Origin of the sequence: Pseudalkalibacillus sp. R45, assembly GCF_052246725.1 — a bacterium.
GTDB lineage: Bacteria > Bacillota > Bacilli > Bacillales > Fictibacillaceae > Pseudalkalibacillus.
This window is the reverse complement of record NZ_JBQQCL010000007.1, coordinates 114,530-135,244: the sequence shown is the minus strand read 5'-3', so window position 1 is coordinate 135,244 and position 20,715 is coordinate 114,530. Positions and strand designations below refer to the sequence as shown.

Below are 20,715 nucleotides of genomic sequence, written 5' to 3'. Positions count from 1 at the left end.
TCTCATTCTTACATCAGGATGCCCGTAATTGAAAAAGAAAACGTGCTGCGATCAGCACGTTTTCTCTCTATTTTTTAATAGATCGATGTATTTTCTTTACTTGTGTTTTCGACGATTTCCTTGACACGTGATAGGAATCTCCCGCAAACCAATCCATCAAGCACACGATGGTCGAGTGACATACAAAGGTTAACCATATCACGTACTGCGATCATACCGTTATCCATCACAACCGGACGCTTCACAATCGATTCTACAGAAAGAATCGCCGCTTGAGGATAGTTGATGATCGGTGTTGATTGGATCGAACCGAATGAACCTGTGTTGTTGACAGTGAAAGTTCCACCTTTCATATCGTCTCGGGAAAGCTTGCCGTTGCGGACTTTAGAAGCAAGCTCATTAACGTCCTTCGCGATACCTTTCAGACTCTTCTCATCTGCATTCTTGATGACAGGGACGAAAAGGGAATCTTCAGTTGCGACAGCGATGGAAATGTTGATCGCTTTCTTCTGGACGATCTTATCGCCAGCCCACATCGAGTTGATCATCGGGAATTCCTTGAGTGCTTCCACGACTGCTTTGATAAAGAATGGAAGGAAAGTGATGTTGTATCCTTCTTTTTGCTTGAAGTCGCCTTTTACACTGTTACGATATTCCACGAGGTTCGTTACGTCTACTTCCATCATCATCCACGCGTGAGGTGCTTCATGTTTGCTTCGTACCATATTATCAGCAATCGCACGGCGCACACCACTTACTGGAATTTCAACATCGCCTTCTTCAACTGGGATGTTCATCGGTTTGGATGCTGGTTTGGATGCTGCAGCTGCTGGAGCTTGTGTCGGTTCTGGCGCTTTTTCAGGTGCTGGAGCTGCTTCTTCCTTCGGTTTATCACCAGCTTTCGGGATGTCACCTGACTCAATCAGCTTTTGAAGATCCTTACGTGTGATCCTTCCTTCTCGTCCAGTTCCTTCGACTTGCTCAAGGTCGATATCATTTTCTTGAGCTAATCGTAGAACAGCTGGAGAATAGCGCGCTTTACCGTCTTTAGGCTGCTTCGGCTTTTCCTTTTTAGGAGCAGCTTCAGCAGGTTGCTCTTCTGCTGAAGAATCTTCAACAGGGTCAACTTCTGTTGGTGCGTCTTCTTTATCCTTAGCACCAGCTCCGCCTTCTGTCTCAATGTAACAGACAAGCTCACCTACTTCGATGGTATCTCCTTCATCAGCTACAAGCTCTTTGATTGTACCTGTATAAGATGATGGGATTTCAGCGTTAACTTTATCCGTCATGACTTCTGCAATCGGATCGTATTTCTTTACTTCGTCTCCAACTTGAACGAGCCATTTACTGATCGTTCCTTCTGTAACACTCTCACCAAGCTGGGGCATGGATATTTTTTCTGTTGCCATTTCGTTTCCCTCCTTGGAGATTAAAATTCTGCTAAGTCGCGCATAGCTTTTTCGACTTTATCCGGGTTGATCATGAAATATTTTTCCATAGTCGGTGCATAAGGCATTGCCGGCACATCAGGTCCAGCAAGACGCTGAATCGGGGCATCGAGATCGAACAGGCAATGCTCACCGATGATCGCTGAAACTTCACTCATGATGCTTCCTTCTTTATTGTCTTCAGTCACCAACAAGACTTTCCCTGTTTTAGATGCTGCTTCTATGATTGCCTCTTTATCAAGCGGATAAACCGTACGTAGATCAAGGACATGTGCGGAAATTCCGTCTTTTTCAAGCTTTTCAGCCGCTTGAAGTGCGAAGTGTACGGACAGTCCATATGTAATGACTGTGATATCTTCTCCTTCACGCTTCACATCTGCTTTACCGATTGGAAGTGTATAATCATCCTCAGGCACTTCACCTTTTATCAGTCGATACGCTCTCTTATGCTCGAAGAAAAGGACTGGGTCGTCGTCACGAATCGCAGCTTTCAACAGTCCTTTTACATCATAAGGAGTCGAAGGCATGACAATCTTTAAACCTGGAACATGCGCGAAAAGCGCTTCAACAGACTGGGAGTGGTAAAGTGCTCCATGGACTCCACCGCCATATGGTGCACGGATTGTGATTGGACATTGCCAATCGTTGTTTGAACGATAACGGATTTTAGCAGCCTCAGAAATAATCTGGTTGACTGCAGGCATGATAAAATCAGCAAATTGCATTTCGGCAACAGGACGCATTCCATACATCGCTGCACCGATTCCTACTCCTGCGATCGCAGATTCAGCCAAAGGTGTATCGATTACGCGTTCTTCTCCAAATTGCTCATAAAGACCAGCAGTTGCGCGGAAAACACCGCCACGAACCCCAACGTCTTCTCCAAGTACAAATACTTTGTCATCACGTTCCATTTCTTCACGCAATGCTTGCGTTACAGCTTCTATATATGAAATTACTGGCATTTTTTCGTCCCCCTATTCCGCATACACATATTTGAGCGCACTTTCAGCCTCCGCATACGGTGCTTCCTCAGCATAGTCCGTAGCCTCATCCACTTCTTTATCAATGCGTTCAGCGATTTCTTTTGCTTTTTCTTCTGTCAAGATTCCGAGATCTTCAAGGTACTTTTTGAAGGTGATCAGAGAATCTTTTTGTTTTGCTTCTTCAACTTCTTCACGCTCACGATATGCACGGTCGTCATCATCACTTGAGTGAGGCGTCAAACGGTAAGACACGGTTTCGATCAAGGAAGGACCTTCACCACGACGGCCGCGTTCAGCAGCTTCTTTTACCGCTTCATAAACAGCCAATGGATCGTTTCCATCTACAGTGACACCTGGCATACCGTAACCGATTGCACGGTCGGATACTTTTTCACAAGCAAGCTGCTTAGAGATCGGAACAGAAATAGCATACTTATTGTTCTCACACATGAAAATGACTGGAAGCTTATGTACTCCCGCAAAGTTAGCAGACTCGTGGAAATCCCCCTGGTTGGATGAACCTTCACCGAAAGTAGTGAACGTCACAAGGTCTTTCCCTTCCATTTTTCCTGCCAATGCAATTCCTACCGCATGCCCGACTTGAGTTGTTACTGGTGAAGAACCTGTAACGATGTGGTTTTTCTTTTGCCCGAAGTGTCCAGGCATTTGGCGTCCGCCTGAGTTCGGGTCTTCAGCTTTTGCAAAACCGGATAACATGAGATCACGTGCAGTCATGCCGAACCAAAGAACAACACCCATATCACGGTAGTAAGGGAGTGCGTAATCCTTTTCTTTGTCGAGTGCCATCGCTGCACCTACTTGTGCGGCTTCTTGTCCCTGACACGAAATGACGAAAGGAATCTTTCCTGCTCGGTTCAACAGCCACATTCTTTCATCGATTTTTCTTGCCATTAACATCGTTTCATACATTTTGATTACTTGCTCATCAGATAAACCTAATCTTTCATGACGATTTTCGGCCATCATATTGCCCTCCTTAAAATATCCTAGTTATGAATCGCTTTGCCATCAACTGCTAAGGCTGCTTCTCCGATTACCTCTGACAATGTCGGATGCGGATGGACAGAGTGTGCGATTTCCCATGGTGTTGCGTCCAGAACCTTTGCAAGACCTGCTTCAGAAATCATATCCGTTACGTGGGGTCCAATCATATGGACTCCAAGTAAATCATTTGTTTCTTTATCAGCAATCAGTTTTACAAATCCATCAGATTGTCCATAAACGAGTGCTTTACCGATGCCTTTAAACGAAAACTTACCGACTTTAACATCATAGCCTTGTTCCTTCGCTTCATCTTCGGTCAATCCTACGCTCGCCATTTCAGGGTTTGAGTAAATACATTTGGAAATCATCGTGTAGTCGATCGGATGTGGATTCTGATCAGCCATATGTTCAACAGCTACAATGCCTTCGTGGGAAGCCACATGAGCCAATTGAAGTCCACCGATCACATCTCCGATTGCATAAATATGGGAATCCTTGGTCTGATAAAATTCGTTGGTTTGTATAGCACCTTTTTCAACTTGGATTTCTGTGTTTTGAAGACCGATGTCTTCAACATTCGGCTGGCGGCCTACAGAAACCAATAATTTATCTGCAGAAAAGGATTTCTCTTCGTCTTTATGTTCAGCTTTGATCGTTACCCCTTCTCCTTTTTCAAGGGTTTCAGGCAAGACTTTAGCTCCTGTGACGATCTTTACGCCTTTCTTTTTCAAAATGCGTGTCGCTTCTTTCGAGATTTCTTTGTCCTCTGTAGGAACAATTCGATCAGCATATTCTAATACGGTTACTTCAAGCCCGAAGTCAATGAACATTGAAGCCCATTCAATCCCGATGACGCCTCCTCCGACAATGATGATTGAGGATGGTAGCTCTTCAAGCTCCAATGCTTCATCCGATGTCAGGACTAATTCTCCATCGATATCAAGGCCAGGTAACGTTCGTGGGCGTGATCCAGTTGAGACGAGCAAGTTTTTTGGTACCAGGATTACATTCTCGTCACCATTGTTATACTCGACTGAAACCGCGCCAGGCATCGGTGAGAAGATAGACGGACCTAATATACGGCCATGTCCTTCATACACATCGATCTTCCCTTTTTTCATAAGATGTTGGACACCTTTATGAAGCTGATCGACAATACCTTGTTTACGCTGTTGGACACGTTCGAAATTCAATGCTACATCTTTTGCGATGACACCAAATTCTTCACCCTTCTTAGCCGTTGCAAAAACTTCTGCACTCCTTAATAATGCTTTACTCGGGATACATCCTCTGTGAAGGCATGTCCCTCCTAGTTTTCCTTTTTCAACGATTGCGACAGATAATCCAAGCTGGGATGCTCGAATTGCTGCTACATAACCGCCAGTACCTCCACCGAGGATGACGAGATCATAATTCTCAGCCATGATTCATTCCCCTTTCCGTTAAATGCTTTGTTTTATCGGTTGATTTGGATATTCTTTCGCATCTTCTTCTCCACGTAGTACACGTAAGCCGCCTTCAGCCAATGCTTGAAGTTCATTCTCACCAGGATGTACGATCACATCACTGATCCATTCGATCCGTTCAGTGATTTCATTTACAAAATCCTTACCATAAGCAAGTCCGCCTGTCAGTACAATTGCATCGACTTTGCCATGCAGTACTGCACTTGCTGCACCGATTTCCTTGGCGACTTGATAAGCCATCGCTTCATAGACCAGCTTTGCCTTTTCATCACCAGCTTCAATCTGCTTTTCGACTTCCACAGCATCATTCGTACCGAGATAGCCGACAAACCCTGCATTACCAACAAGCTTTTTCATGATTTCTTCTGCATAATATTCTCCAGAAAAACACATAGACACGAGATCCCCTACTGGGACAGTCCCAGCTCGTTCAGGAGAAAATGGTCCTTCTCCATGTAATCCATTATTTACGTCAATGACTTTTCCTTCTTGATGTACACCGACTGTAATTCCTCCACCCATATGTGTAACAATCAAACGAAGTTCTTCGTATGATCGGCCTAACTGCTTTGCCACTCTTCGTGCGACTGCTTTTTGGTTCAGTGCATGGAATATACTTTTTCTCTCTATTTCCGGTACACCTGAAACTCTCGCAAGTGGCGCTAATTCGTCAACAACTACCGGATCGACAATAAATGAAGAAATATTCAATCCTCGCGCAATCTCAAAAGCGATGATCCCGCCTAAATTAGAAGCATGTTCTCCAGAATAACCTTTACGGAGATCCTCAAGCATTAAATCATTCACATTATAAGTTCCGCCTTCAATTGGACGAAGTAGACCGCCACGTCCAACGACTGCACTTAATTTAGAAACATTGATCCCTTCATGATCCAATGTCTCCAGAATGACATTTTTCCGGAATTCATATTGATCGATGATGTGTTCGAATTCGCTGATTTTTTCGCTATCATGACGAATGGTCTTCTCAAACACTGAGTGTTCATCATCAAATATTCCAATTTTAGTAGATGTTGATCCAGGATTAATTACAAGTAATCGATATTCTCTTTGTTGCAAAACGGAACCCTCCATTGATGACTCAAAAAACGTTTTTTTAAAAATCAGGCTCTGTTAAGTAGATCTTGCGAAACCCACTCCAGTTCCCCGGTCAAACCGCAGGTGTATCGTGAATTTCGCTTAACTAATCAACAATCAACGTTTAACAGAGTTATATATTATTGACCGATGCGTTGAGATAAAATATGTCTGCTGTTCAATAGGAATTGGCTTCTTGAATTCTTGTTGCGCTCAATACGTTCTTCCGCAAGGCGGTCAGCTGCCATATAAGTAGGGATATTATCGCGCTTTGAAACTTCAAATACACTTGCAATGTTGTCATAGATCGTTTCAACTTTCTTCATCGCACGTTCACGGTTGTAGCCGTATAATTCATCTGCGACATTGATGACTCCGCCTGCATTGATGACGTAGTCAGGTGCGTAAGCTATGCCCATTTCATGAATCGTATCTCCATGTTTCGTATCTTTCAGTTGATTGTTTGCCGCACCAGCAATAACTTTCGCTTTCAATTGTGGGATCGTTTCATCGTTTATTGTCGCACCAAGTGCACACGGTGCGTAGATATCGCATTCAACAGAATAGATCTCTTCAGTATCCACAGCCTTTGCTCCGAAATCGTCTACCGCACGCTGTACTGCTTCTTTATGGATATCGGTGACAATCAGCTGTGCACCTTCTTCATGGAGGTGTTTACATAGGTTGTAAGCAACGTTCCCAACACCTTGGACAGCAACGACCTTTCCTTCGAGGGAGTCAGTTCCGAATGCCTCTTTAGCTGCTGCCTTCATACCTCGATAAACACCATAAGCCGTTACAGGTGATGGATTTCCTGAAGAACCGAATGCTGGTGATACACCAGTTACGAATTCAGTTTCTTGACGAATCAAGTCCATATCAGCGACAGTTGTTCCAACATCCTCTGCAGTTATGTAACGACCATTCAAACCTTGGATGTAACGTCCAAACGCCCGGAACATTTCTTCATTTTTAGCTGTTCTTGGATCTCCGATGATAACTGTCTTTCCTCCGCCAAGGTTCAAACCTGCTGCAGCATTTTTATATGTCATCCCTTTTGCAAGTCGAAGCGCATCTTCAATCGCAGCGTCTTCTGTTTCATATGTCCACATTCTAGTACCGCCAAGTGCAGGACCTAAAGTCGTATCATGAATACAGATGATCGCCTTCAATCCTGATTGTTTATCCTGGCAAATCACCAATTGCTCGTAATCATAAGTCTCCATATACTTGAAAATTTCCATGTTCATATTCCTCCTTAAGAATTCTTATCTATTTTTTGATGAATTTTTTGGCTTGTTCCTCGCTGTAGGGTCTCGCCTGGTTCGCTTTCCCCTCAGGAGTTTCGGATATCCCACTGCTTCAGTTCAATTTACAAACCAACGCAATTGTTCTCTTTTTCTTATTTTCAAACAGCACGTACCGCTAATGCGATTGAATACAATTTGCTCTCTGCCGTATCCGCTCTTGAAGTGAGGACGATCGGTGCTTTCGCTCCAGCGATGACAGCACCAACTTTAGCGCGAGCAAAGTAGATTAAGGATTTGTATAAAGCATTTCCCGTCTCGATATTTGGAACGAGGAGGATATCCGCTCTTCCAGCTACTTCGCCTCGGATTCCCTTATGTTCTGCAGCCTCTATGGAAACCGCATTATCGAGAGCTAGTGGTCCATCAACAACGCAATTCTTGATTTGCCCCCTGTTATTCATCTTACTAAGGGCAGCAGCATCCAATGTGGCTTCCATCGATGGATTAACGACTTCAACTGCTGCTATAGGGGCAACTTTTGGTGTTTCTACACCTATTTTCACAGCAACGTCTACAGCATTCTGGATGATATCTGCCTTTTGCTGCAGATCCGGTGTAATGTTCATGGCAGCATCAGTTACAAATACGAGGCGATCATAGCCTGTCACTTCAAAAGCTGCAACATGAGAGAGAACTTTACCGGTTCTAAGACCATATTCTTTATTCAATACGGCTTTCAGTATACGTGCTGTAGGAACCATCCCCTTCATCAACACATCAGCTTGTCCGCTGCTTACTGCTTGGACCGCCATTGCCGCAGCCTCATCAGGATTGCAGCATGAAATGACTTTCAAACGCTCAGAAGCTTCTAGCCCTTGGTTTTGAAGTAAAGAGAGAATCTTTCCTTCTTCACCAAACAATTGAAAAGAAGCGATTTCCTTTTCTAAAGCCATTTTCACTGCTTCGATGACCTCTTCATCTTCTGCAGCAGCTACTGCAACAACTTTGTCCGGCAGGTGGGTTGCTTCTTGGATGAGGTTTTCTAAATGCATGACCTGAGTTCAACCCTTTCTATTACTTATTCTTTTCCCATCGTCTAATAAATGCAAGATTCATGCCAACTTTTATCACCTTGATATGATGGCGTTTCCACAAATCTGACCATGCAACTTTCTTCATACAATGAAATATCTTGCATGCCACTTTATTCAATATTGTATTTATCAATTTTGTAATAGAGATTTCTTAAGGAGACATCGAGTTTTTTAGCTGTCTTTGTTTTATTCCCATTGCATTCATTCAAGGTTTTCTGAATCAGGTCTTTTTCAAATTGATCAACTTGCGTCTGTAAGGAATCATTGGTCCCTTGTGCTATTGAAACTTCCATTCTGGGCTGGGCATCAGTATCTAAAGATGGTATTGAGGTGACATCAATCCAAGATTCATGGAACGAAAGATGGATGATCGCCCTCCCCAGGATATTTTCCAACTCACGTACATTACCTGGCCAATGGTACTGGCAGAGATAGACTATACCTTCCTTGGTAACACCTTCGATATTCCGTCCGTAATCCTGATTCAGTTTCCGAATCAGGTGATCGCAAAGTTTACCGATATCTTCTTTCCGTTCTCTTAATGGAGGGATGAAGATCGGCAGTCGATTAATCCGATAATATAAATCTTCCCGAAAAGAGCCCTCAATTATTCTTTTTTCAAGGTTTACGTTGGTTGCCGCAATCACACGGACTTTGATCGGGATTGCTTTCGTCCCCCCAACCCGTATGATTTCGTTTTCTTGAAGCACCCTGAGGAGCTTGGCCTGTGTATCGCTTGATAATTCACCAATCTCATCAAGAAAAATGCTTCCACCGTTCGCCTCTTCAAACAAACCTCTTTTCCCGCCTTTTTTGGCACCGGAAAATGCCCCTTCTTCATAGCCAAACAATTCACTTTCGAGCAGTGATTCAGAAATGGCGGCACAATTCACACGAACGAATTTGTTATACTTCAAGCTGCTGCTGTTATGAATTGCATGGGCGAACAATTCTTTTCCTGTTCCTGATTCCCCTCTTAATAGAACAGTCGCAGGCGTGGATGCTCCCAATTTGGCCTGCTCGATTGCGAATTTCATTTCACTCGAATCGCCGATGATATCTGAAAACGTATATTTGGCTTCCAATGTACGGATGATTTGTCGGGCTCGTTGTAATTCCGCTGTCAACGACTGGATTTCAGAAATGTCATGGATCACCCCGACGCTTCCTTTCAATTTGCCATCAACGATGACAGGAGCAACGTTAACCACAACATCCCTTCGGTTAGGTCCTACTTTCAGCCGTACGCCTCGGACAGGCTTACGGGTACGCAAAACCCGCATATGCATGCTTTCCCCTTCAGAAATATCAGTGGTAGCCGGTTTCCCATAAATATCTTCTGATTTCAATCCCGTCAATCTCGTATAAGCCGGGTTAACCATAAGACCTTTTCCTTCTTCATCCACAACCGATATCGCTTCTTGTGAGGAATGGATGATTGCCTCAAGCATCGTCTGCACGCTTTTCAGACTCGTTACTTCTTCAGCCATTTCCACAACTTCAGTGATATCCTTAAAAACGGCGAACGCTCCGATTATATTGCCTTTATCGTCAATCATCGGAGTCCTGGTAGTAATGATTTTTCTTCCATTGTCTAAAACTTGTTCCTTATTCACTTCTGTTTTTCCGTGGTTCAGGATTCGGGGTAATTCACTGTTTGGGATGATATCCGTGATTTCTTTACCTATGACCTCTGCATTTTCGAGACCTGTCATTCCTTCGGCACTTTTATTGAAGATAGTAATTTTGCGGGTACGATCAATCGCTATGACACCATCATGGGAGGAGCTTAAAACTAAATCCTGTTGTCTGGATTGACTTGATAATTGATCGATCAGGTTTTCTTGTTCTTCAATCAAATTCGAAACCAGAACTGCGACTGACGGAGGAATGATGACCCATTGACGATCCTTTACTTCCCTAAGGGAGGTGAATGTTTTTTCATCTCCTGTTGTCTCAATCACAACATCTACGGGCTGGTCTATGTATTGTTCCCACTTTGTCCCTGTTGCTATATTCATTTCTTGCGCCATTTTAATTCCTGGCGCTTCCTTGTCGCGGTCAATAACTGCCTTCAATTTTAAGGCATGGGATTTGTTGATGATTTTTACAAGAGCTGCACCAACTTTCTCAGCTCCAATTATGATTACATTTTTCATTAGCTACACCTATTTTTACCATGCAATTTTTTTCACACTTTTATTTTACCCTTTGTTTTCTACATACGCAAACACTTATAGACAGGAAACGATAAAATCGGTACAATGAGTAGCGACAGAAAAGGATGATTCAATATGACAAGAATAATCGCACTTTTAGTATTAGTGATCCCTGGAATCGCAGGTGTGGTAGGTATAAAATTAATACGGGATTCCCTTTTTGGAATCGTACATCCCATTTTTCCGAATTTCATTATCGAGCTGATCGCCGGGATTCTCATGTTTATAATAGGATTCGGCTTTGTGGGTGGTTTCATCTTTTATAGAGACCGTAAACGGAATAATGTACAACAAAGATTCCGGAATAAAGGAGGAAATTAAATATGGAGCAGTTTAGCGTGGCTTTTTTTGAAGAAAACTTTAAAACATATGCAGAACATAATGAGGATGTATTTTCTAAACAACAGGCGATGAACAGTTACTATGTCTCAATGGTATCGACAATCATAAATGATAACATCAACAAGAACTCCGAGCTGGTACAACGAATTCGAAACTTAAATACAGCCTATCAGAATTGTCGTTGACCATCTTCTTTCTAAAGAAAACTCAGCAAAGACAAGCCTTTGGCGTAGGCTGAGCTTTAGTTGCGCTTATATTGAAGAAAGTATTTATATTTTCTTTAAATGCAAGCATAAAAAGGGGGCTATCCAAAGAATGTGTGAGTCTCTCCGAACTTAACAACATTTTGAGAAAAAACGTGGATACAAAAATGTTGTGGTGAAGAGGTGTCTGACACTTTCTTTTTGGACAGTCCCTTTATGGTATTAGTGCTGGGTATTAAAACGGATGACAAGCTGGCTCAATTTTTTATGATTTCAGTGCTCTTTCAACCAGCTTTATGCTCGATACGTAATTTATCAGCTACCATTGCAATGAATTCACTGTTTGTCGGTTTCGCTTTGGACATACTCACCGTATAACCGAAGAGATTCGAAATCGAGTCGATGTTCCCACGGCAAGGTTTTTCGGCGATTTAGCGATAGGTTTTCCGTAAGTTTAAACGTTATGTTTATCGGTATGCTTCGTCCTATATTTATCGGTATATCCGTTATTGTTTATCGGTTTAATCTTACGGCAATTAGCGATAATTTGCAAGTGATATTTCGCAACGAAACGACCTATTACCCGTTAACACGATTCTAATTGCGCTACAATCGTCGTCTCAGCACAAAAAAAAAGGCGAGCATCCCCGTAAGGACGCCCGTATTAACTATTGTAGCATGTCGTTGAGTTCTCGTAGTTCCTGCGCAACCTCTTCCCGACTCTTACGCGGTACGTAATTGTCGTCGACTTTAACCTCGCGCTTATCAATAAGCCTGCCGGATAACTTATAGAACAGTTCCAGCGCCTTGATCGATGCCAGCCCGTTGTTACTCGTTCCCTTGATTAGCTTAATAAGCTGCGCATCAGCAAGCGACCGATGACTGTCGAGCGTCATGTCGGACAACGCGGACATGTACGAAATGAATCGCTGGTCTTTCTTGCGCCATTCCCACAATGTCTGCCGACTGACTCCGATTTCTTCCGCAATATCTTCCTGGTGTCTGCGCTCTTTACCGGCAAACTCGTTATTCACAAGTAATTGCGCGGCAAGAAGCTGTCGATCGTCCAGTCCCCGTTTTAATTCGTCTAATGTGGTCATTCTCCCACCTCCCGTTTATATTCTTCGCGTACCTTATCGAGCTCCGCATTAAATGCATCATCGCTCGTGAGGCGTTTATATTCCGCATGGTGTTCTGTCATGATGTCCCGCCAGTTTTGCGCCGAATAATCGTATGTGTCGTCAAGGCTTACGTTCATTATCTGAATAAACGTATATATCCGCGATGCAATGTCGTCAGCATCTAATTCGCGTTCGTTTTCGATTGCCTCGTTTACCCGGTCCATTGACGAAATAATACCGAGAACGCCGGTTCCTATCGCCATCGATCCCGTACCTAACGACCTGTGCAATAATTCGCCATACTCGCGGTACCCGGCTAGTTTACCGACGTCAATCGGTTGTAGTTCGCCCGAATTCATTAGCAGGCTGGCGTACTTGACCGCGATTTTCTTAAATGGCGCAACACGCTCCCGAATGTGAAGCGATAGAGGAATCGGCACAAATGGCGCAGGCGGTTCCGACGGATGGTCGCGTTTAAGCTGCTCGATTTGCGTCTTGATTTCGTCGATTGATCGCATTTAATCCTCCTCTACGTTTAAGACCTCGTCACACACGCGGTCGTTTAAATAGCATTTTAATACCGACAAGTCCCTGCCGCTTATCTCATGGTAATGGTCGTTTGAATCCATATCCATTTCGATAAATTCCGGTTTGTCTTCTCCTCTATTGCGGAGGATATATATCTTATACTCAGGCGAGACTAGTTTAGGGTTTACGAGCGAAACGGACGTATGAAGCATATTAACGCGTCGCAGAAAGTTTATAAACGTATAATCTTCGTAATGCGGTCCGAGGTCAAACGGATGCTCGATTTCCGTCGCTTTGGATACTCCCCTACATATTGCGTCGAATTTATATTCATCAGCGGGAGGATCCGGAACAAATACCTCAGCGTCAGGTCCTTCGTCAGTTTCGAATGTAACAATCCCTGTCCTTCCATTTTCGTAAAACCCTGTAAGAGAACAGGTGAGACGAAGAGACGTATGGTGTGTAAGTGCTTTTAAAGACGACCGAACATCGGCAGATACGTCTCCGCTATCTGCTAACTTTCTAAGGTCTGAAATAATATCCCTGAATACATCAGCACAAACACCTAAGTCATCTGCATCGGTTAATCTCTTCTTAAACTCTTCTACAATCATCGCGGATAAATCAGCTAATCCAGTCGTAGCGAAGAGAACGTAATCGGTCAATTTATGAACCTTATTACTTTTTACATTGCACCGATATATCTTTGCTTCCTCATCCTCAATAATGCCGTCCTTATTCATGTAATACTTTGCGGTCAAGGTATTAAAATCACCTGACATAATCGCGAACTGATCTCTATAACCGACCCCTGTGATTAATGACATTTAAACTCCTCCCATATATCGTTCATTAACGCGGTTACCTGCTCGATTTCTTCATCACTATACGTGGCGGATTCGGAAATACTGACGGACTTATGCGCCGGCTTCGTTAGCCACTCGTGAATCGATTGCGCGGTTGCAAGACCGTCTCCTTTAAACCGGACATCCTTACCAACGTCTTCACCTAGTCTGCGGTTCATTTCGGCAGCACGTTCTGAACCTTCTGAAATAGCACTATTCGTACGACCTTGCGCATTGGTCGCAAAGTTGATTTTATCTTTAACCTGTTCGTGCTTTGAAATCTGAAAATCCAATTCATCTAGCGCGATTCTATATGCTGAATTTTGTTTATCTTGAGCGGAAGTGTTGTTGATTAAGGCATCGCGTTGCTGGTAAAGTTTATTTAGCTGTTGATCTAGTTTCTGAACCCCGTCGCCTTTTGCGTTGTTTATATTAACGTCTTCAAGATAAATGTCGGTCATTCTCTTTAATATCTCATCGTTAAGACCGAGCTCTTGTTGCTTTTTCTTAATCTTCTCACGTTGTTCTTCATTCTGATCTATTTCCTTACCGAGATTTTCATTAAGTTGGAACCACTGATCTTCTAGTGTCTTAAGCTCATGTTCTAATGTCATACGACGGATACCACTGAGCTCGGTACCTTCAAGCTGCTTTCTTATCTTTTCTGCTTGCTTTTCAACTGCTGCCGCATCGTAATTATTTAATTCCGCACGAAGTTCCTGCTCGCGCTTTAACCCTTCCTCGAGCTTTGATTGCATATCATTAATGTCAGCCCGAATATCTCTTTCCTTCGCGATTGCTTTAAAGCGTTCGGACTCTAATTCTCGCAATGTAGCGTCCTTTAATTTCTCGTTGTATTCCTTAATCTTGTCGGTAGTCTCGATTACGCGGTTCCCTTGATCGGTAATCTTATCGGTCGCGGTTCCGACCGCTGTCGTAAGGTCGTTATTTAACTGAGCCATGCGGTCGAGTTCACCGTTTGACAGACCGGACTTTTCGTATAACTTCGCCTGCTCCTCGCGCAACGCCTTAATCTTGTCAGGAGCGGTTGTATTCGCTAGTTCCGTTTGAATGTCGAGGAACCGGGCGAATTGCGCGTTGCTTAACTGACTCTTAATCGCAAGCTGGTCAAATTCAGCCGTGTTTTTCTCGAGCTCCTCACGTTGTTTTGCGAGTGCGTTCGCGTTGTCCAAGTTCACTTCGGTCATGCGTTCGGTTTCGCTGTAAAGTCCGACGAATAGTCCCGATAGCAAACTAATTCCAGCAATCATCCAACCTCCTGGCCCGAGTGACGCATATAGCGCGGTAAGTCCTATCCGCAACTTAACGAGTGACGTTAATAGCACGCCGACTCCGGCTGCGGCTGCGCCCATTTTAAGACCGGTCGCGACAAGCCCGCTATCTATGTCACCGAACGCTCGGACGATAGATGTCCCCTGATCCACAATTTTTTTAAAGATAGGCAAGAATTCTTCCCCGACCTGCACAGAGATTGTAGACATGGCGCCAGAAAATTCCTCGAACGATCCTCGTAAGGTGTTCATTTTTTTGGCGGCTGTATCAGCGGCACTCACTTTTGACATTGCGTCGGTCATTTTAGTAACTCCGTCGGCAGCTTCCGAATAAAGAATACTCGCAGCTCTAACCGCGTCAGTTCCGAACATTTCTTTAAGTGCGGCGCCCCTTTCCTGCGGGTTTAATTCGTCTAATGAGTCCCGAAGTACATCGGTAATTTCCGCAAGTCCTTTCAAGTTACCCTGCGCATCGTAAAACTGGTTCGAGCCTTCTTCGGTAATAATTCCGAGCTCTTTCATTAATTTGGAAGCGGCAGAAGTACTTGGTGTCAAATTTTGTAGCATGGTCTTTAACGAGGTCCCGGCGTCACTCCCACGCAATCCTGCATTCGCAAATAGTGACAAACTAGTTACAGTATCACGAAAATTCATCCCGGCGCTTGATGCAACGGCTGAGACTTGCGATAGTCCTTGCTGTAACTCCATTACGCTTGTGGCGCTCGCATTGGCTCCGCCCGCCAATATATCTGCAACGTCGCTCATTTCGAGCCCGTCTTTCTTAAACGAGTTTAGCGCGGTACTTGCAACCATCGCGGCATCTGCCATCGACAACGATCCAGCGGCAGCCAGGTCGAGTGAGCCGGCCAATCCTCCTCCAATTACGTCCTCAAACGATAGACCCGCTTTGATTAATTCCTCTGCCGCCAATGATACGTCACCAATTGCGAAGGTGCTTGACTCCGCCAGTTCCTTGATAGTGTCGGATAGTTGCGATAGTTGGTCCGAAGAAAGATTTGAAATCGAAGCTATATCCGCCATTTTCTGCTCGAATTGCACCGCAGAACGTACTGACAACGCAATGGCACCAGCTATAGCCGCGCCTGCTCCTACGAACCCTTTTTGTAAGTCGGTCATATTCTTTTTGGTCTTTTGTGCATTTTTACCCGTTTTATCCATCGAGTCTCTTGCTTTTCGCATGGAATCCTCGAACGATTTAGCGTTTAATTCCAAAGTTGCACGTATTTTCCCCACGTCTGTCATTTAATTACCTCCTCCATAAAATAAAAAAAAGCCTCCTATTTAGGAGGCAGTTGAATTAATTCACTTACTTGTTCTAATCCTGCGAATGCATTAAAGACTAAAATCATTTTTTGGAGAGAGTAGTCATTACCATTCTTCTCGACCCACTCTTCTAATTCACCTTTATCCGCGAGCTCCACAAATTCCGCGAACAGTTGTAATCCGTAACCTAGCTCGAATGCGTAATCTTTTTCCATTTATAATCATTCCTTTCAATAATTTTAAAAGATTGGGCGCGTACGCCCGTTAATAAAGGAGAGTTTACTTACCATCCTCCGAGCCTTTCGACTCATCATCGGACGTCATTGCCTCGAATCCCTTCGCAATCATGCGCAAAGGGTTATTTAACGTCACTTCGTCTTGCTCCGACACTGGTGCGATCTTCCGTTCCTTTGTTTGTTTCGCTGATTCCGCGTAACCTTTCTTGAGGTTATCGATTGCGTCGGACATTATTTACCCTCCGCTTGTCTTGTGCGAACCTCTGCGTCAGATGCGAGCACTTCGCCAGTATCTTCGAAATGTTGCACCCATAACGGAACACTACCGCTCGTGATTGCGCGGTCAACTTCGGCCTGAGTGATACCGATCACCTTATCGTCGCCGTCGCTGTTCGCAAACAAATTCAAAGTCGGCAGGTTTACGAATTGCGTTTTCATTTGCGGATCAATTTTACGACCGGATTCGTGATACTTTGCGTCGGCTTCTTTCGCTTTTCGGTAAACCGCGTTAATCTTCTTAACCGCGAGCAAGTATTCGGCTTTGTATTGGCGAAGGTCGCGAAACATCGCCGTCATTTCCTTTTGCGCTTTACCGACCGCAGCATCGCGTTCCTTTTTAACATCCGGCAATAATTCGGAAAGGTTCTTTTTGTACGCATCCTGTAGGGCTTCGATACGCTCTAAAATCGTAGATAATTCTTTTTCCGCTTTTTCGATTTTAGTTTTTTCCACGTCAATAGACTTTTGTGATGTCTTGGCGTCACTTACTGCATCATCTACAAGCATTCCTTTGTAAGACTTTTTAAGTTCCTGAATTTCAGCGACTTTCGCTTCTTTTTCACTTAAGAGACTAACAACCTTTTCATTAATCTTTGCTTCCTGAGTTTCTAATTTTTGAACTGATTTCATAATAAATTCCCCCTAATAGTTTTTTATTGTTTTAATTGATTGTGTAGCTTGTCAATGCTTTTACTTAACGCGTGCAACCTGTCATTACCTTCATCGAACGGACGATTGTGCTTCTCGATTTCCTTTTCTTTTTCCAGTTCTTCATCCACGTAGTCGGCAGGTTTTAAACCGTCATACTCACGATAGAATGCGTCTGTATCGTCAAGATAATCAACGTATTCAACCGGCATAATCTCACGAGCTGCCTCGCGATATAATTCAGCACGATAAAATTTCGGATCAGCCAACGAACTATCCGCAGATTCCAGTAACGCCCTTGCTTCCTTGATTTCATCACTTTCGCTTTTATTACGTAATTCTTCGAACGATTTCGCAAGACCTAACTTCGCCTTTGCGGTCCCGTCACCGGTTGTGCCTCCGAGTATGTTCGATGCCAGGTCGCTGAACTCGGCCGCAACTTTATCGGCGATATATGGATCCTTTATAGTCGCGATGAAATCGTTTAGTTTATCCTGAGCAACGTCAGCACGAGGCGTGAGCATTAATTCCGTTTTAAAACTGCCAAATGACTTTTCGAATCTACGTAACGTTTCAGCGTCAGGCTTTGGTTTTGGTGCATGGACGATCCGGTCGGCAGCCTTTTGCGCTTTTACTAATTCCGCGGTGTACTGTTGTTTTCTGAGATGGAGTCGTTCCATAATTTCGATGCCTGCTTGCTCGCGAATCTCGTCCGCTTTCTTCTTACGTCCTTCCTCTGATAAGTCGCGATCAGTAGATGCTTTTGCAATCTCACTTCTTACCGGATTTTGCAGCTCACGAAGGAATTTCGCCGATGTATTTTTAATTTGATGAGCCTTTTCTAATGAACTTTTGATTTTTTCTAAACTCACTAATATCTCTCCTTTGGATTTAATTTCCAGTCGCCCACGCCCTCGACAATTACGTTGTCTACATACAAATCGCGGCAAGCATCGATTAAACTTCTTATCTCGAATTCTTGAGCAACGTCGGGACGTAGTCTATATGTCTTATACCGCTCGGCGACGGGTTTGTTGTCTTGATCGGTAACCACGCTCATGATTACGGTTTTTCCCTCTGTAATTTCGGTTATTTTCATTCGAATTACTGCGGTTTTTATGGTGAACCCTCCTCATCGGTGGCATACGCCAATATTTACGCGGTCTTCTTAAATGCGAAAGGTCCGGGTTATTCTCGATTAAATATCGCAACCATCCTGGCAGCGAGTCGTCATATGCTGTATTCGTATTTTCTTCGCGCTGAATTTCGCGTTCGGTCTTGGTATTTTCATTTCTCCGGGGCATGTTCTCACCTCCATATCTTGTAATCTATAATGTGGTACTCCCCTGGTTTATCAGTTAACGCGGATTCATCACATTCGTCGCAATATAACTGCGTCAGTGTTAAGTCGATAAACTCGCGATCACACTTAAGGCAAATTGTCTTTATTAACGTTACCTCGCCGTATTTGTGAATACTGACGTTGGGTTTCGGTTTCATCTCGATACCCCCTAAAAAATCGAAATTTCTTCTTGCATTACTATTGAATTGTGATATAATGATGTTAAGATGGTGATTTATGTTTATTAATACTAATCGAAAATAAAAAACTACAGACTGTACTCGTTGTAGGTATCGATGATAGACTTTAGTTTTTCGACAGTCAGATCAAACTCGTACTTCACTTTTCTCCGCACCTCCTCAGATACCGGTCGAGCTCCTCTCTCCATCATGGTGATATATGAACCCGATACGCCTATCCTTCTACCAAATTCTTCACAAGAAAATCTATAAACTTCCCTAATCATGTGAATGTCTTTCCCTGTTAGAATCATCGCCCTAACCTCCTTTTTAATGTTGGATTTTAATAACTATAAGGTCTAAAAAAAGACCCTTTTATAACGTGCCTTTTCTCTACTAATACATGCTTTTTTACCCATAGTTATCGAGATAAATAGAAAGATTTTTTGTGTTCTTTTGCTGCTTTTTTCGCGGCCTGAATCTGATAATCAGTATAAACATCGTATATGCTACTGACGTCCCCAATATAAGAAACAACCTCGCCGTGATCCTGCCGTTTCTTCTCCTCAGCAATTTCGCGATTACGAGACTCAACCGATTTCACCTCACGTCGTTTATCCCGCTTACTCAATTCACCGCCAGAAAAACCATCGTTACCGACAAACTCGAAAATCCCTTCGCTAGTAACCTCGTATTTTTTACGTGTTCTTTCGCTGACTGCGCTTAATGTTGCCGTATATTCGTACTTATTCAGATACGTACCGGTTTTCCGTAGGTTCTTCTTACGGTTACGCAAGTCTTCGCGATGACTAGCCGAGCAATACCGCTTTTGCCGGTGACTGCTACGGTACACGTTCAAACACAACGGATGCGCGCACGTTGACCATTTACGACGCTCTGCCCGCCAATCCGCGACCGTGACGAGTCCCCTTTCGTACATGCGCGACAGGTCATCGAATAGGTCCATCGCGGTAAAATATGCGCCGTCCTTTAAAATACGTTGTCGCTCGATTCGGCGCCAGTCTGCCCGAGTACGCGCGTCAATGTCAGCCTGCTCGCGGTCACGTTCAACACGTTCTGCATAGAAATCGAGCACATCGCCCATACGCGTAAGATGCTTAACTGTCGGAATACCCATTTCGCAAAGGTCGGAAAATTTTCCGTTAATCTCGTCATATGTTCGGACAGCTTCGCCCGGTGCTGGCACCCGACGTTTAGTCTGCGCGATAACATAAGAGACACGCTCGGCGTATTTTTGATCGACCGTTAAGCCGTCGGTTTGACCTGCGCCGATTAGTCGGAAGCACTTGCCGCAAATATCGCCGTGGTCGTGGTTCGTGTGGAATCGAATGTTAGCCGGTTTCTCCTCAAAACAGTATGCGCATATTTTGAATTCAGTCGTCATGTTATATCGTCCCCTTTTCGGTTGTTTTGGTTGTTTAATCGGTGCTATACTAATAGCGGTTATATACGGTAATTCTCGCAAGTGTATACACTTAACGGTGAATTAACTACATAGCTTCGGGCTTGCGCCCTTGCTGCGTCATTCCGGGGCTTGCGCCCCTTCATTCCGCCATATACCTTATTGCGAATCTTTCTTGCGATTAATACTTTCGCGAAAAAGATATATAGCAGCCGGTGCGACGATAGGAGCGACGGGTGCAGGCGTAGCCTAAATGTACTTATATGAAGAATAAGACAACGTTTTTGTATTTTTGTACGCCTCATAACTACATGTAGTATGGAAACCCCATAAATACGCCTTATTTGTCCATATATGGTGGAATTGGTACTAAATCAGCACTATTAAAAATGTAAAGCACACTCTACACTGAACCTCAAAAATGTAA

21 protein-coding genes and 1 pseudogene are annotated in these 20,715 nt (G+C 43.8%); 2 read left to right on the top strand and 20 right to left on the bottom strand.

The features are described from left to right. Positions 1-74: 74 nt before the first annotated feature. The 8 genes from ACTWQL_RS13905 to ACTWQL_RS13870 form a co-directional block, all read right to left on the bottom strand. Positions 75-1,409, bottom strand: coding sequence for a dihydrolipoamide acetyltransferase family protein (locus ACTWQL_RS13905; RefSeq protein WP_443143031.1), 1,335 nt, complete (start codon positions 1,407-1,409; stop codon positions 75-77). A 20-nt stretch (positions 1,410-1,429) separates the two neighbouring features. After that, on the bottom strand, positions 1,430-2,413 hold the full coding sequence (locus tag ACTWQL_RS13900) for an alpha-ketoacid dehydrogenase subunit beta (protein ID WP_443143030.1): 984 nt from the start codon (positions 2,411-2,413) through the stop codon (positions 1,430-1,432). 12 nt (positions 2,414-2,425) lie between these two features. Further along, a complete protein-coding gene (locus tag ACTWQL_RS13895; RefSeq protein ID WP_443143029.1) occupies positions 2,426-3,418 on the bottom strand; it encodes a thiamine pyrophosphate-dependent dehydrogenase E1 component subunit alpha in 993 nt (330 codons plus the stop codon). 23 nt (positions 3,419-3,441) lie between these two features. After that, a complete protein-coding gene (gene lpdA / locus ACTWQL_RS13890) occupies positions 3,442-4,863 on the bottom strand; it encodes a dihydrolipoyl dehydrogenase (RefSeq protein WP_443143028.1) in 1,422 nt (473 codons plus the stop codon). An 18-nt stretch (positions 4,864-4,881) separates the two neighbouring features. Beyond that, positions 4,882-6,000 carry a butyrate kinase gene (gene buk, locus ACTWQL_RS13885; protein ID WP_443143027.1) on the bottom strand — a complete coding sequence of 373 codons (1,119 nt, stop codon included), beginning with the start codon at positions 5,998-6,000 and terminating at the stop codon, positions 4,882-4,884. Positions 6,001-6,143: 143 nt separating this feature from the next. Beyond that, complete coding sequence (gene bcd, locus ACTWQL_RS13880; protein ID WP_443143026.1) at positions 6,144-7,247, bottom strand: branched-chain amino acid dehydrogenase; 1,104 nt, start codon at positions 7,245-7,247, stop codon at positions 6,144-6,146. 164 nt (positions 7,248-7,411) lie between these two features. Continuing rightward, on the bottom strand, positions 7,412-8,305 hold the full coding sequence (gene yqiS / locus ACTWQL_RS13875) for a phosphate butyryltransferase (protein ID WP_443143025.1): 894 nt from the start codon (positions 8,303-8,305) through the stop codon (positions 7,412-7,414). A 152-nt stretch (positions 8,306-8,457) separates the two neighbouring features. Further along, entirely contained in the window at positions 8,458-10,506 is a 2,049-nt protein-coding gene (locus ACTWQL_RS13870; RefSeq protein ID WP_443143024.1) for a sigma 54-interacting transcriptional regulator, read from the bottom strand. Positions 10,507-10,641: 135 nt separating this feature from the next. Between ACTWQL_RS13870 and ACTWQL_RS13865 the strand changes: the two genes are divergently transcribed. Both ACTWQL_RS13865 and yvfG read left to right on the top strand, forming a co-directional pair. Further along, positions 10,642-10,887 (top strand): DUF2627 family protein, encoded by a 246-nt coding sequence (locus ACTWQL_RS13865; RefSeq protein WP_443143023.1) that lies wholly within the window; start codon positions 10,642-10,644, stop codon positions 10,885-10,887. A gap of 2 nt (positions 10,888-10,889) precedes the next feature. Next, on the top strand, positions 10,890-11,093 hold the full coding sequence (gene yvfG, locus ACTWQL_RS13860; protein WP_443143022.1) for a protein YvfG: 204 nt from the start codon (positions 10,890-10,892) through the stop codon (positions 11,091-11,093). A 302-nt stretch (positions 11,094-11,395) separates the two neighbouring features. On the opposite strand, the pseudogene ACTWQL_RS13855 reads toward yvfG, so the two are convergent. The 12 genes and pseudogenes from ACTWQL_RS13855 to ACTWQL_RS13800 all read right to left on the bottom strand — a co-directional run. Beyond that, positions 11,396-11,524: pseudogene (locus ACTWQL_RS13855) on the bottom strand (sporulation initiation factor Spo0A C-terminal domain-containing protein); the annotation flags it as partial. Positions 11,525-11,779: 255 nt separating this feature from the next. Next, complete coding sequence (locus ACTWQL_RS13850) at positions 11,780-12,211, bottom strand: phBC6A51 family helix-turn-helix protein (RefSeq protein WP_443143021.1); 432 nt, start codon at positions 12,209-12,211, stop codon at positions 11,780-11,782. Continuing rightward, positions 12,208-12,750, bottom strand: a complete 543-nt coding sequence (locus ACTWQL_RS13845; RefSeq protein WP_443143020.1) for a hypothetical protein — start codon at positions 12,748-12,750, stop codon at positions 12,208-12,210. Before ACTWQL_RS13845 ends, ACTWQL_RS13850 begins: the two co-directional genes overlap by 4 nt. Beyond that, on the bottom strand, positions 12,751-13,587 hold the full coding sequence (locus ACTWQL_RS13840) for a hypothetical protein (protein ID WP_443143019.1): 837 nt from the start codon (positions 13,585-13,587) through the stop codon (positions 12,751-12,753). It abuts the gene before it with no gap. Next, positions 13,578-16,160, bottom strand: coding sequence for a phage tail tape measure protein (locus tag ACTWQL_RS13835; protein WP_443143018.1), 2,583 nt, complete (start codon positions 16,158-16,160; stop codon positions 13,578-13,580). The genes ACTWQL_RS13840 and ACTWQL_RS13835 overlap by 10 nt, the downstream gene beginning before the upstream one ends. Positions 16,161-16,195: 35 nt before the next feature. Beyond that, complete coding sequence (locus ACTWQL_RS13830; RefSeq protein ID WP_443143017.1) at positions 16,196-16,396, bottom strand: hypothetical protein; 201 nt, start codon at positions 16,394-16,396, stop codon at positions 16,196-16,198. Between the two features lie 64 nt (positions 16,397-16,460). Further along, positions 16,461-16,649 (bottom strand): hypothetical protein, encoded by a 189-nt coding sequence (locus tag ACTWQL_RS13825; protein WP_443143016.1) that lies wholly within the window; start codon positions 16,647-16,649, stop codon positions 16,461-16,463. Beyond that, positions 16,649-17,326 carry a hypothetical protein gene (locus ACTWQL_RS13820; RefSeq protein ID WP_443143015.1) on the bottom strand — a complete coding sequence of 226 codons (678 nt, stop codon included), beginning with the start codon at positions 17,324-17,326 and terminating at the stop codon, positions 16,649-16,651. Before ACTWQL_RS13820 ends, ACTWQL_RS13825 begins: the two co-directional genes overlap by 1 nt. A 23-nt stretch (positions 17,327-17,349) precedes the next feature. Then, a complete protein-coding gene (locus tag ACTWQL_RS13815) occupies positions 17,350-18,216 on the bottom strand; it encodes a hypothetical protein (protein WP_443143014.1) in 867 nt (288 codons plus the stop codon). Between the two features lie 138 nt (positions 18,217-18,354). Continuing rightward, complete coding sequence (locus ACTWQL_RS13810; protein WP_443143013.1) at positions 18,355-18,648, bottom strand: hypothetical protein; 294 nt, start codon at positions 18,646-18,648, stop codon at positions 18,355-18,357. 306 nt (positions 18,649-18,954) lie between these two features. Then, complete coding sequence (locus tag ACTWQL_RS13805; RefSeq protein ID WP_443143012.1) at positions 18,955-19,179, bottom strand: helix-turn-helix domain-containing protein; 225 nt, start codon at positions 19,177-19,179, stop codon at positions 18,955-18,957. A gap of 107 nt (positions 19,180-19,286) precedes the next feature. Next, positions 19,287-20,270 (bottom strand): hypothetical protein, encoded by a 984-nt coding sequence (locus ACTWQL_RS13800; RefSeq protein WP_443143011.1) that lies wholly within the window; start codon positions 20,268-20,270, stop codon positions 19,287-19,289. Positions 20,271-20,715: the final 445 nt, after the last annotated feature.